This window comes from Geodermatophilus obscurus (genome assembly GCF_900115395.1).
GTDB lineage: Bacteria > Actinomycetota > Actinomycetes > Mycobacteriales > Geodermatophilaceae > Geodermatophilus > Geodermatophilus obscurus_B.
In genome coordinates, this window is the sequence record NZ_FOWE01000002.1 from 128,297 (window position 1) to 141,434 (window position 13,138).

A 13,138-nucleotide genomic window follows, 5' to 3' on the forward strand; every position below is an offset into this window, starting at 1 on the left:
GCGGCGAAGGGCCGGTCGGGGACTCCCCCGGCGGGCAGGGCTGCACACCGGGACGGGAGGCGGTGCGCGTGCGGGTATCCGTCGCGAACGGCCACGGGGAGCCCACGGCTGCCGCCGGGACGACGGCGCCGCGGCCGGCGGGGACCGACTGCGCCGTCGTGGTGGTCACCTACCGCAGCGCGGCCGACCTGCGCGGGCTGCTGGACTCCGTCCCGGCGGCGGCGGGCGGCCTCCGGGTGACCGTGACCGTCATTGACAACGACTCACGTGACGACGTCGCGGACGTCGTCGCGCACCGTGACGGCGTGCGGCTGGTGCGCGCGGCCGGCAACCTCGGGTACGCCGGCGGCATCAACCTCGCCTACCGGCACCTGCCGGCGAGCCGGTGGGTGCTGGTCCTCAACCCCGACCTCGTGCTGGACCCGGGGGCGATCGAGACGATGGTCGACTGCGCCGAGCGCAGCGGTGCCGGCGCGGTGGTCCCCCGCATGCTCGACGCCGACGGCTCGCCGTCCCCGTCGCTGCGCCGGGAACCGCGGGTGTCCCGGACGCTGGGCGAGGCGCTGCTGGGGGACGTCCTCCCGGGCCGGCCCGCCTGGGCCGCCGAGATGGTCCGGGAGCCGGAGGCCTACGCCCACGAGCACGCGGTCGAGTGGGCCACCGGGGCCGCGCTGCTGGTCAGCCGGAGCGCCGTCGAGTCCGTGGGTGCCTGGGACCCCCGCTTCTTCCTGTACTCGGAGGAGACCGACTACTGCCGGCGGTTGCGGTCGGCAGGGTGGGAGATCCGGTACACACCCGACGCCGTCGCGCGGCACCGCGGAGGTGGTTCCGGGACGTCGCCGGACCTCGTCGCGCTCCTCGCGGTGAACCGGGTCCGCTACGCACGCAAGTGGCACGGTCCGCCGACCGCGGCGGCGGCCTGGTCGATCGGCCTCCTGCACTGCTCCCTCCGCCTCCGGGACCCGGGGCAGCGGCGGGCCCTGGCGGCTCTGGTGTCCCGCCGGGTCCGGCGGCGCCTGCCCGGTGCGGCCTCCGCCGCGGCGGCCGGGGGTGCCCCGTGACGGCCGGGCCGGACACCGGGCGGGGGCCCACGGGCGGCGCCGTCACGGCCGGGGCGCGGTCCCTAGCGGGTCCGTCCACCTCCCGGGAGCGGACGGCACCCGGGGCCGACCGCCAGGCCGTGGCCGCCCTCGGTCTCTACGTGGTCACCCTCTTCGTGTTCCCGTCGGACCTGGTGATCCGCGTGGTGGGCGGCCAGGGGTACGTGGCGGGGCTGGTGTCGCTCGCCCTGTTGGCCGCCTGGGCGACCTCCTCCCTCCTCGGGGCGCACGACCCCCTCCGCGTCCGCCACCCCACCCGCGGCGCGCTGGCCTACCTGGCCGTGACCAGCCTCGTGTGCTGGGCGCTGACGCCGTTCCACGGGCTCACGCCCGTCCAGCAGCTCGCGGCGGACCGCTGGATCCTCATGGTCGCCGGCTTCGCCGGCGTGGTCCTGGTGGCCGCCGAGGGGCTGCGCAGCGCCGGCTCGGTCCTGACGGTCCTCCGCGTCACCGTGCTGGGTGCGGCCTTCTGCGCCGTCGTGGCGATCCTGCAGTGGCTGTTCACCTTCGACCTCAGCGGCGTCATCCGCCTGTACACGCCCGGGTTCAGCACCGACAACCTCTACAGCGCCTACCAGGCGCGCGGCGCCCTCCAGCGGGTGACCGGGACGACGTTGCACCCGATCGAGCTGGGCGTGGTCGCGGGCATGGTGCTGCCCCTGGCCGTGACCGTGGCCATGTACGACACGGCGCGGTCGGCCGCCCGGCGCTGGACCCCGGTCGTCGTGATCGGCCTGGCGATCCCGGCCTCGGTCTCGCGCTCGGCGGTGCTGGCCGTCCTCGTTGCCGTGGTGGTCCTCATCGTCGCCATGCCCGCCCGCCCGCGGGTCACCGCACTGCTGTTCCTGCCCGTCGGGGCGTTCGTCATCGCCCTCGCCCGCCCCGGCTACATGCGCACGCTGGCGGAGTTCATCGGTGCGGGAGAGGACGACAGCTCCGTCGCCTCGAGGCTGAGCGACATCCCCATGGTCCAGCGGCTCGTCGCCGAGCACCCCTGGACCGGCACCGGAGGTGGGACCTTCCTCCCCGCGAACGCCCTCGACATCCTCGACAACCAGTACTACAAGAGCGCGGTCGAGATGGGCCTGCTCGGGATGACGGGCGTGCTCGCCTGGTTCCTGGTGCCGATCGTCACCGCCCTGGTGGCCCGTGCGCGGTCCCGCGACCCGCTGCTGCGCGCCCTCGCCTCCGCACTGGCCGGGTCCGGCCTCGCGGCGGCCCTGTGCGTCGCCACCTTCGACGGCTTCTCCTTCTCCATGTTCGCCGGCCTGCACGCCCTCGTCGTCGGCTGCTCGGGTGCGTGCTGGCTCGTCGCCGGCCGCGAGACCCGGCAGCCCGCATCCTCCTCACCACCAGCTGGGAGCTGACCCGTGGACCTGTTCGCCATCCTGAGCTCGCTCCGACGGCACCTGATCGTCACCGTGCTCGTGCTCGGGGCGACGCTCGTCGGTGCCGTCGCGCTGCTCGCCTTCATGCCGCGCGACTACCGGGCCACGGCCTCGTACGTGCTCGTGAACCCCCTGCCGCCACCCACCGACGAGGAGATCGCGGCCAACCCCTCTCTGGCACAGGGCAACCGGGACAACCCCTACCTGCGCTTCACCAGCGAGGCGACGGTGGGCCAGGTGCTGGCCGGCCGCGTCAACAGCGGCACGGTCCGCGAGGCGCTGGCGGCCCAGGGGGCCAACCCGGCGTACGAGCTCGCGCCGTCACCCAGCTCGGCCCAGATCATCGACGTCGCGGGGACCGGCACCAGCGCGGCCGAGGCCGAGGCGACGCTGCGCCTCGTGTCCGAGCGCATGGTGCAGGAGCTCTACGACGCCCAGACCGTGAACGGCGCGGACGACGCCGCGCTCATCGAGGCCCTGCCCGTCGCCGAGCCGACCCCCGCCTCGGTCGTCCTCTCGGGAACCGTGCGGTCCCTGGTGGGCGTCGTGGGGGCGGGCGTCGTCGTCCTGTTCGTGACCATCAGCCTCGCCGAGGCCCGGGACGCTCGGCGGCGTGAGCTCGAGGCCGGCGCGGAGCCCGCCGAGGGGACACCCGGAGCGGGAGCCGGTGCGGCCGGGCCCCTGCCCGGCACCGGGGCACCGGAGCGGCCCCGGCCGGTCGAGGACCTGCTCGACCCCGACGACGCCGACCTGCGGTCCGAGCTGCTCGACCACCGGCCGGAGGCCGCCGGTACCCGTCCGGGCCTGTAGGTCCGGGCCGCGCCCGCCCGGCTCAGCCCGGGCGGGCGGCCTCGGCGCGCTCGACGAGCGTGGCGGCGCGGGAGTCCCAGGAGCAGCCGAGCACCGACGCCCGGCGCAGCTCCGGCGTCGACGGGCCGTCGTCGGCGAGGGTCCGGCGGACCGCCTCGACGAACTCCTCCGGTGTCGACGCGACGCGGACGCGGTCGCGGTACCCGGCCAGCTCGGCGAAGTCGGTGCTCACCACGGGCAGGCCCAGGGCGAGGTACTCCTTGAGCTTGATCGGGTTGGCGTGGGTGATCCACTCGTTGTCCTGCCACGGCATCACGGCCACGTCGAAGGCCGACCCGTACGCGGGGATCGACTCGTAGGGCCGCCGGCCCAGCCAGTGCACGTTGGGGTACCGGTCGAAGCGGTCCATCGGGTGGTTGGCGTCCCCGACGAGGACCAGGGACACCTCCGGCAGCTCGGCCGCCAGCCGCTCGAGCAGGTCGAAGTCGACGACGAAGTCGTCCAGCGCGCCGTAGAAGCCCACGCGGGGCCCCGGGAGGTCGCGGACGTCGGCGGGCCACTCCTCGCGCGGCCGGCGCCGGAAGTGCCCGACGTCGACGCCGTGGTCGAGGAAGTGCCCGCGGGCGCCGGCGGCCGGGGACTCCTCGCGCATGAGGGAGCGGCTGACGTACAGGACGTGGTCGGCCGAGCGCAGGAGGTCGGCCTCCATCGCCTCGATCGTGGCGGTGTCGGCCTCGGGGAAGGCCGAGTGCCGGTCCGACCGGTTGAACACCAGCGACCGGCGCCGCATCGGCCGGACGACCTCCCACGCCGTCGGGACCGTGACGACGACGACCGGCTCGCGGATGCCGAGCCACCACATCGTCGCCCGCACCTGGGCCCGCACCACACGGGCGCCGACGCGGCGGGCACGCGGTGAGCCGTAGAAGGGGAGGGGGAGCGGGGACACGACGTGGAAGCCGGGCAGGTCGGGCAGGGGACGGCGCACCAGCCGCGCGACGCTGCCGAGCTTGCGGGTCAGCCGCCGGGTGACGTGCGTGCTGACCCCCGGCCGCGGCATCCGCATGCCGATGCTGTTGACCACGAGCACCGTCCGGTCGCGGGCGACCGAGCGCATGAGCTGGAAGTCGGAGTGGGCGCGGTTGTGGTACCACCAGTCCTGCGCGGCGAAGCAGACGTAGGCCGCCCCGTCCGGGGCCGGCGCGGACGACCGGGAGCGGGGGCGCCGCCGTCTCACGACCGGGCCGTCCGGCGCGGGTCGGCCGGCCGGGTGGCGAACCCGTAGGCGGCGGCCCGGCTGAGCAGGTCCAGGGCGAACGGCATGTCGTGGGCGAGGTAGCGCCGGGCCAGCCGGCGGGGCTCGAGGGCCAGCCGGTGCACCCACTCGCCGCCCACCCGCTGCAGCACGACCGGTGCCCGCCTGAACTGTCCGGCGGCGAACGGGATGCCCGCGCCGCAGCCGAGCAGCCACGCCTCGGGCAGCCGGGGCCGCAGCCGGGCGATGAGCCGCTCCTGCTTGGGGAACCCGAGGCCGACCAGCACGAGGTCGGGCTGCGCGGCCACGACCCGGTCGAGGACGGCGGCCAGGTGCCCGGGGTCGCGGTCGAAGCCGTACGGCGGGGAGTCGGTGCCGGCCACGGTGGTGCCGGGGAGGCGGGTCACCAGCGCCTCGGCGGCCGCCTCGGGCACCCCCGGTTCGCCGCCGAGGAGGTAGACGGAGCGGCCGTGGGCGGCCGCCGCCGCGGCGAGCGTCCCGACCAGCGAGGCACCGGTGACCCGCTCGGGCAGCGGGTCACCGGCCAGCCGCGAGGCCCAGACGAGGGGCATGCCGTCGGCGACGGCGAACGTCGCCGACGCGACCAGCTCCGCCAGCCCGGCGTCGCGCGCGGCCGCGCGCAGGATGTCGACGTTGACGGTCACGATCCAGCCGCCGCGACCGGCGGCCCACCCGGCGACCACCTCGCCGGCGACGGCGGGCTCGGTGAGCGCCGCGATGGCGGTGCCCCCGACCGTGCACAGCCGCACGGGATCCGGCTCCGGCGCCCCGCCGGTGATGCGGTCGTCCCGCGGCGGTGGAGCCGTGACGCTGGTCATGGGGCCGGATCGTGTCGACGTCGGGGTCGCGGGAGGCGGTCCGGCCTCCCGGCCCGTTCCCCCTGACGCGTGTCCTCACGAGCGGTGACCGGGCCCGCCGTCTGCGCGCGCTCGTGCCGCGGTGAGCAACACGGATGCGGCGGATCACCTCACGGTGGGTCACCGGTCCGGGGGCACCGGGACGTCCGGCACGGCCCCCACCCGGCGGTTAGCCTGGGAGGGGGCCTGCGCCGCACTCGGCGGCACCGCTGCGGGCCGTCGTCCCCCTGGAGGAAGTCCCCGTGAGCCTGCGCGGCGTGCTCGACGTCGTCCTCAGCGATCCCGGCATGGCGCGCGTGGTGGCCTCCGCCGGGTCGGCCGAGCTCGCCGTCCCCGCACCCCCGCCGGTGCAGCCGCTGGTCGCCGCGGCGCTGGCCGCGGCGGCGCCGGGCGCCGGGGTGCCGGTCCTGCTGGTCACCGCCGGCGAGCGCGACGCCGACGTCGCCGCCGACCTGCTGCGCTGCTTCCTGCCCGGCCGCCGGGTGGAGACCTTCCCGGCGTGGGAGACGCTGCCGCACGAGCGGCTCTCGCCGCGCGCGGACACCGTCGGCCGCCGGCTGGCCGTGCTCCGCGACCTCACGAACCCCGGCGAGAACGGCACCGTCGACGTGCTGGTCGCGCCGGTGCGCAGCGTGCTGCAGCCGCTGGCGCCGGGCCTCGGCGACCTGGTGCCGGTGGAGCTGCGCCCCGGCGACACCGCCGAGCTCGACGACGTCGCCCGCGCGCTGTCCGACGCCGCCTACACCCGCGTGGAGCTGGTCGAGAAGCGCGGCGAGTTCGCCGTCCGCGGCGGCCTGCTCGACGTCTTCCCGCCCACCGAGCCGCACCCGGTCCGGGTCGAGTTCTGGGGCGACGAGGTCGACGAGCTGCGCTACTTCTCGGCCGCCGACCAGCGCTCCCTCGACGACCGGCCCGAGCGGCTGTGGGCCCCGCCGTGCCGGGAGCTGCTCCTCACCGACGAGGTGCGTGCCCGCGCCGCCGCGCTGGCGGTCGAGCACCCCGGCCTGCTCGAGGTGCTCGGCAAGCTCGCCGAGGGCATCGCCGTCGAGGGCATGGAGTCGCTGACACCGGCGCTCATCGGCTCCGGCGGGGAGGGCGGGGACAGCGCGGAGCGGATGCAGCTGCTCACCGACCTGCTGCCGGCCGGCACGCACGTGCTGGTCGCCGACCCCGAGCGGGTGCGCAGCCGCGCCGCCGACCTGGTGCGCACCGCCGAGGAGTTCCTCGCCGCCTCCTGGGCCACCGCCGCGGACTCCTCCGACGGCATGGCCGGCGAGGCGCCGCTGGACCTCGGGGCGTCCTCGTTCCGCGCGCTGGAGGACGTCGAGGCCGCCGCCCGCGGCCGCGGCCTGCCGTGGTGGACCACCGGCGCGTTCACCCTCGGCGACCTCGACGACGGCGCCGCCGCGCTGGAGGCGAGCACCGTCGAGCGGTTCGCCGGCGACCTCGACCGCGCCGTCGGGTCGCTGCGCGACTGGACCCGCGAGGGCTGGCGGGTCGTGCTGACCTTCGCCGGCCCCGGCCCGGCGCAGCGCGCGGCCGAGCAGCTCGGTGCCGCCGAGCTCGGCGTGCGGCTGGTGCCCGGCGTCGAGTCCGCGCCCGAGGCGGGGCTGACCTCGATCACCCAGGGCAGCCTGGAGTCCGGGTTCACCTTCCCGGGGGTGCGGCTGGCGCTGCTCACCGAGCACGACCTGACCGGCCAGCGGGGCACCACGATGCGCGACGCGCAGAAGATGCCCGCCCGCCGCCGCAACGCCGTCGACCTGGTGCAGCTGCAGCCCGGCGACCTCGTCGTCCACGAGCACCACGGCATCGGCCGGTACGTCGAGATGGTCAGCCGCACCGTGCACGGCGGGCAGCGGGACTACCTCATCGTCGAGTACGCCCCGTCCAAGCGGAACCAGCCGCCGGACCGGCTGTTCGTGCCCACCGACGCCCTGGACCAGCTCACCCGCTACGTCGGTGGCGAGCAGCCGGCGCTGTCCAAGCTCGGTGGCGCCGACTGGCAGAAGACCAAGGGCCAGGCGCGCAAGGCGGTCAAGCAGATCGCCGCCGAGCTCATCCGGCTGTACTCCGCGCGCATGGCCACGAAGGGCCACGCGTTCGGCCCGGACACCCCGTGGCAGCGCGAGCTCGAGGACGCCTTCCCGTTCACCGAGACCCCCGACCAGCTCGCCGCGATCGACGAGGTCAAGGCCGACATGCAGAACCCGGTGCCGATGGACCGGGTCATCTGCGGCGACGTCGGCTACGGCAAGACCGAGATCGCCGTGCGCGCGGCGTTCAAGGCGGTGCAGGACGGCAAGCAGGTCGCCGTCCTGGTGCCCACGACGCTGCTGGCCAACCAGCACTACAAGACCTTCTCCGAGCGGTTCGCCCAGTTCCCGGTGACGGTGAAGGTGCTGTCCCGCTTCCAGTCCGACGCCGAGAGCACCGAGACGCTGCGTGCGCTGGCCGCGGGTGAGGTCGACGTCCTGGTCGGCACCCACCGCCTGCTGCAGCCGACCACCCGCTTCAAGGACCTCGGGCTGGTCGTCGTCGACGAGGAGCAGCGCTTCGGCGTCGAGCACAAGGAGTACCTGAAGACGATGCGGACGGCGGTCGACGTCCTGTCGATGTCGGCCACCCCGATCCCGCGCACGCTGGAGATGTCGTTGACCGGCATCCGCGAGATGTCGACGATCCTCACGCCCCCGGAGGAGCGGCACCCGGTGCTCACCTACGTGGGCGCGTGGGACGACAAGCAGATGGCCGCCGCCATCCGCCGCGAGCTGCTGCGCGACGGGCAGGTGTTCGTCATCCACAACCGCGTGCAGTCGATCGACAAGGCCGCCGCGAAGATCCGCCGGCTGGTGCCCGAGGCGCGCGTCGCCGTCGGCCACGGGCAGATGAAGGAGCACGAGCTCGAGCGGATCATGGTCGGCTTCTGGGAGAAGGAGTACGACGTCCTGGTCGCGACGACGATCGTCGAGTCCGGCCTGGACATCCCCAACGCCAACACCCTGGTCGTCGACCGCGCCGACACCTTCGGCCTCTCGCAGCTGCACCAGATCCGCGGTCGCGTGGGCCGTGGGCGGGAGCGGGCCTACGCCTACTTCACCTACGACCCCTCGCGGCCGCTGACCGAGACCTCGGTCGACCGGCTGACGACCATCGCGCACAACACCGACCTCGGCGCCGGCATGGCCGTGGCGATGAAGGACCTCGAGATCCGCGGCGCGGGCAACCTGCTCGGCGGGGAGCAGTCCGGGCACATCGCCGGGGTCGGCTTCGACCTCTACGTCCGGCTGGTCGGCGAGGCGGTGGCCGACTACCGCGCCCAGGTCACCGGGGAGGCCGTCCCGGCCGAGCCGGTCGAGGTGCGGGTCGACCTGCCGGTCGACGCCCACCTGCCGCACGACTACGTCCCCGGCGAGCGGCTGCGGATGGAGGCCTACCGCAAGGTCGCGAGCGTGCAGGACGACGACCAGGCGCAGGCCGTCCTCGACGAGCTGACCGACCGCTACGGGGCGCCGCCGGCCCCGGTGCTCAACCTGCTCGCGGTGGCCCGCTTCCGCGCGGCCGTGCGGCAGCTGGGCATCACCGAGGTGTCGCTGCAGGGCCGCGCCATCCGGGTGTCGCCGGTGCCGCTGCGCGAGTCGCAGCAGATGCGGCTGGCCCGGCTCGCCGACGGCGCGAGCTACAAGGCCACGGTCGAGACGGTGTCGCTCAAGGTGCCGGTCGGCCCCGACCGGCGGACCCCGCTGCGCGACGTCGCCCTGCTCGAGCACCTGCACTCGCTGCTCAAGGCGGTGCTCGAGCAGCCGGTCGCCGCCTAGCTCCCGGCTGGCCGGGTCGCCGCGACGAGTGGGGGCCGGAGGCCTCCGCGAGGAGTGGCGGGTGGGGCTCAGCGCAGCCGGGGGACCGCACGTGGCCGCGGTGTCGCCGCGACGAGTGGGGGCCGGAGGCCTCCGCGAGGAGTGGCGGGTGGGGCTCAGCGCAGCCGGGGGACGGCACGTGGCCGTGGTGTCGCCGCGACGAGTGGGGGCCGGAGGCCTCCGCGAGGAGTGGCGGGTGGGGCTCAGCGCAGCCGGGGGACGGCACGTGGCCGTGGTGTCGGCCGGTAGGCCGACGGTGTCATCGCAGCGCCACCGAGAAGCGGGCGGCGAGAGTGCCGACGTGCTGCTCGCTGAGCAGGCCGACCCGGTCGTCGTCGAGGTCGCCGTGGTGCCCGGGGACGACCACGACCGCGAGCCGGCGGGCGACGCGCCGCCACGCCGACAGCGTCCCGCGGACGGTGGGTCGCGACCCCTCGGCCAGGAAGAAGGTCACCGGCGCGGCGACCTGCGCCGGCCGGAACGCCTCGCCCACGGCCTCCGACCGGGTGAAGAAGGCCAGCTCCGGGTCCGCGACGGCGGCCGGTGACCTCTCCGGGACGGCGGCGGACGGACGGAGCCGGCGGCGCACCGCGGCGGCCGGGCCGCCGGAGCGCAGGGTCCGCAGCCGGGCCCACCAGCGCTGGGCGGTGAGCTCCCGCCGGCCGAGCGAGGCGCGCGGCGGGCGGACGTCGAGCAGCCCCAGCCAGGCGACGGTCTCGCCCTCGGCCTCCAGCGCCGCCGTCATCGCGGTCGCGACCAGGCCGCCGAAGGAGTAGCCGGCCAGGCTGTAGGGCCCCTCGGGCTGCACCGCGCGCAGCCGGCTCACCGCCCGCTGCGCCACCTCCTCGATGGTCGAGTGCGTCCCGTCCGGGCCGGTGAGTGCGGGCTGCAGGCCGAGGACCGGCCGCCCGGTCGCGAGTCGGCGCACCAGCCCGGCGTAGAGGTTGAGCTGTCCCCAGGCGTCGGCCACCAGCACGACCGGGCGCCCGGCGCCCCCGCGGAGCACCGGCACGCCACCGTCCCCGGCCGATCCCGCCGCGACCGCCCGGGCCAGGCCGCGCGGCGTCGGCCGGTCGGCGAACACCTCCAGCGGCACGTCGGCGCCGAGGTCGAGCCGGACCCGCCGCAGCAGGCTCAGCACCTGCCGGGAGGTGCCGCCGAGGTCGGCGAAGTCGTCGTCGGGCCCGACGGCGCCGGTCCCGAGCACCTCGGTCCACAGCGCGGTGACCGCCTGCAGCAGCGGGTCGCCGTCGGGAGCCGCGGCAGCGCCACCGGCCGTCGCGGCGGCCACGGCGGCCCGGACGGCCTCCAGGCAGCCGGGGGACCGCAGCGCGCCGGCGTTGGCCACCGGGTCGCCGTTCACCGCGTCGCGGGCGGCCCGCTCCGAGCGCTTGCCGTTGTGCGTCGTCGGGAGCTCCGGGACGGCAACCACCAGCGCCGGCACGTGCGCGGCCGAGGCCTGCTCGCGCAGCCGGCGGCGGATCGTGCGGTCCAGGCCGCCGGACAGCGTGGCCCCCTCGCGCAGCACGACCAGCAGCACTATCCGGGTCGCGCCGGGGCGGCCGGGGTCGCGCTGCTCGACGGCCATGACGTCGGCGATCTCCGGCACGCCGCGCAGCACGGTGTAGATCTCGCTGGGCCCGATGCGGACGCCGTCGACGTTGAGCACGCCGTCGGAGCGGCCGTGCACGCGGGCGGACCCGTCGGCGTCGACGTCGACGAGGTCGCCGTGCGTCCACACGCCCGGGTGCGCGGCGAAGTAGGAGGCGTGGAAGCGGGCGCCGTCGGGGTCGCGCAGGAAGCCCACCGGGCGGGAGGGGAAGGGGTTGCGGCAGACCAGCTCGCCGACGGCGCCGACGACCTCCGCGCCGTCCTCGTCGACGGCGGCCACGTCGAGCCCGAGGCTGCGAGCCTGGCTGCGGCCCCGGCGCACCGGCGCGTCCGGGGTGCCCAGGACGAAGCAGCCGATGACGTCGGTGCCGCCGGAGATCGACTGCAGCGGGACCGGGCCGACGTGCTCGGCCACCCAGTCGAACTGCCAGTCGTGCAGCACCGCACCGGTCGAGAGCACCGCGCGCACGCGGGACAGGTCGACCTCCGCGGCCGGGCGGTAGCCGGCGTCCTGGCACAGCTGCAGGTATGCCGGGCTGGTGCCGAAGACGGTGACCCCGTGCGCGGCGACCAGCTCCCACAGCGTCCCCGGACCGCTGACCGGGCCGTCGTAGGTGACCACGTGCGCGCCGACCGCCAGCGCCGACAGCTGCCAGTTCCACATCATCCAGGCGGTGGTGGTGTGGAAGTACAGCGTGTCGGCGGGCGTGAGGTCGCCGTGCAGGCGGTGCTCCTTGACGTGCTCGAGGAGCGTGCCGCCCGCGCCGTGGACCATCGCCTTGGGCGGGCCGGTGGTGCCCGAGGAGAACATGACGAACAGCGGGTGGTCGAAGGGCCGCCGCTCCCACTCCGGTGCCGGTCCGGCGCCGGCGACGAGGTCGGCCAGCCGGTCGGCCGGCAGCGGGCCGCCGGGCAGCGGCAGGTCGTCGAGGACGACGAGCCGGCGCGCGGTGGGCAGGCCGGCGACCAGTGCCTCCGCCGTCCCCGTGCCCATGGCGGCGCGGTCGAGCACCAGGAACGCCGGCTCGACCTGCTCGAAGCGCCCGAGGAGGGCCGCGGCCCCCATGTCCGGCGCCGCGGTGGACACCGGGGCCCCCAGCGCCGCGGCGGCGAGGGCCACCACGATCGTGCCCGCGGTGTGCGGCGCGACGAGCACCACGCGGTCACCGGCCACCAGCCCGGCGCCGGCCAGCGCGGCGGCGGTCCCGGCGACCTCCGCGCGCAGCCGGCCGCGGGTGAGCGTCTCGGCCGGGCGGCCGGCGTGCACGGCGGTCACCGCCCGGGCGTCGTCGGGGACGCCGGGCAGCGGCCGCAGCAGCGCCTCGGCGTAGTTGAGCCGGACGTCGGGGAAGAAGCGCGCGGTCTCGACGTCCCCGCTGGTCCGCACGACGTCGGCCGATCCGGACCAGGGCAGCTGCGTCCAGTCCAGCAGCGTGCGCCAGAACAGCTCCGGCTGCGCCACCGAGAAGGCGTGGAGGGCGCCGGGTGCGTCCAGCGCGAGGCCGGTCACCTCCTCGCAGCGGGCCCGGAACAGCGCGAGCTGGGTGCGGGCGGGAGCGAGCGTCATCGCGGGGTCTCCTCGTCGGGGGCGGTGGCGAGGCTGGCCACCCATCCGTCGGGCACGGGCACGTCCCGGACCGACCAGCCGTCCACCGTGACCGGGGCGTGCCCGACCCCGGTGACGGTGGCGGCGAGCCCACCCCGCACGCCGGCGCCGCGGCCCTTGAGCACGGCCTCCTTGCGGGTCCAGGCGCGCGTCGCCGCCAGGGCGCGGTCCCGTGCCGGCAGGGTGGCGAGCTGCTGCTGCTCGACCGGGGCCAGCCAGCCCTCGTCGAGCACCGCGGCCGTCCAGGGCGCCACCGGCTCGACGTCGACGCCGAGCCGGCAGCCGCGGCCCACGGCGACCAGGCCCAGCGCGCCGGCGGCCGAGCAGCCGGCGTCCAGGCCGGTGCCCGCCGGCAGCTGCGGCCGTCCCAGCGCCCCCGCGGTGAGCGGCACCTCGGCCGGGCCGGTGCCCAGCTCGGCGGCGAGGACGGTGCGCAGGGCGGCGCGCAGCAGCACGCGGCGCCGGTGGACGGCGGGGGTGCCGCGTCGCGCCCGGGCGAGCTCGGCCGGGCTCAGCACGGACTCGGCGCGGGCCACCTCGTCGTCGTCGGCGGCCAGGTCGACCAGCGTCAGGGCGACGTCGGCCCGCGGGGAGGGCGGGGCGGGCAGCGGCATGCGCGGATGCTGGCAGGGC

The 13,138-nt window shown here is 76.3% G+C and carries 8 protein-coding genes; 4 read left to right on the forward strand and 4 right to left on the reverse strand.

The genetic code is table 11. The features are described 5' to 3' along the window. Window positions 1-68: 68 nt before the first annotated feature. The 3 genes from BM165_RS25970 to BM165_RS03975 all read left to right on the forward strand — a co-directional run bounded on the left by BM165_RS25970 (window position 69) and on the right by BM165_RS03975 (window position 3,298). Window positions 69-1,061 carry a glycosyltransferase family 2 protein gene (locus BM165_RS25970; RefSeq protein ID WP_177225103.1) on the forward strand — a complete coding sequence of 331 codons (993 nt, stop codon included), beginning with the start codon at window positions 69-71 and terminating at the stop codon, window positions 1,059-1,061. A 119-nt stretch (window positions 1,062-1,180) separates the two neighbouring features. After that, window positions 1,181-2,467, forward strand: coding sequence for an O-antigen ligase family protein (locus BM165_RS03970; RefSeq protein WP_143108016.1), 1,287 nt, complete (start codon window positions 1,181-1,183; stop codon window positions 2,465-2,467). Window positions 2,468-2,470: 3 nt separating this feature from the next. Next, entirely contained in the window at window positions 2,471-3,298 is an 828-nt protein-coding gene (locus BM165_RS03975) for a GumC domain-containing protein (protein WP_075012232.1), read from the forward strand. A 22-nt stretch (window positions 3,299-3,320) separates the two neighbouring features. Here BM165_RS03975 and BM165_RS03980 read toward each other — a convergent pair whose 3' ends face one another. Together BM165_RS03980 and BM165_RS03985 are read right to left on the reverse strand one after the other, a co-directional pair. Then, window positions 3,321-4,535, reverse strand: a complete 1,215-nt coding sequence (locus BM165_RS03980; protein ID WP_075012233.1) for a glycosyltransferase — start codon at window positions 4,533-4,535, stop codon at window positions 3,321-3,323. After that, entirely contained in the window at window positions 4,532-5,392 is an 861-nt protein-coding gene (locus BM165_RS03985) for a WecB/TagA/CpsF family glycosyltransferase (protein WP_083427040.1), read from the reverse strand. Before BM165_RS03985 ends, BM165_RS03980 begins: the two co-directional genes overlap by 4 nt. Before the next feature lie 281 nt (window positions 5,393-5,673). On the opposite strand from BM165_RS03985, the gene mfd reads away from it, so the two are divergent. Beyond that, window positions 5,674-9,249: a transcription-repair coupling factor gene (mfd, locus tag BM165_RS03990; RefSeq protein WP_208976640.1), complete on the forward strand. Its 3,576-nt coding sequence runs from the start codon at window positions 5,674-5,676 to the stop codon at window positions 9,247-9,249. A 298-nt stretch (window positions 9,250-9,547) separates the two neighbouring features. Here mfd and BM165_RS03995 read toward each other — a convergent pair whose 3' ends face one another. Together BM165_RS03995 and BM165_RS04000 are read right to left on the reverse strand one after the other, a co-directional pair. Further along, the gene (locus tag BM165_RS03995; RefSeq protein WP_075012234.1) at window positions 9,548-12,466 is read right to left on the reverse strand and encodes an acetoacetate--CoA ligase; all 2,919 of its coding nucleotides are present in this window, start codon (window positions 12,464-12,466) and stop codon (window positions 9,548-9,550) included. Next, window positions 12,463-13,119, reverse strand: coding sequence for a 4'-phosphopantetheinyl transferase family protein (locus tag BM165_RS04000; protein WP_075012235.1), 657 nt, complete (start codon window positions 13,117-13,119; stop codon window positions 12,463-12,465). The genes BM165_RS03995 and BM165_RS04000 overlap by 4 nt, the downstream gene beginning before the upstream one ends. Window positions 13,120-13,138 lie beyond the last annotated feature (19 nt).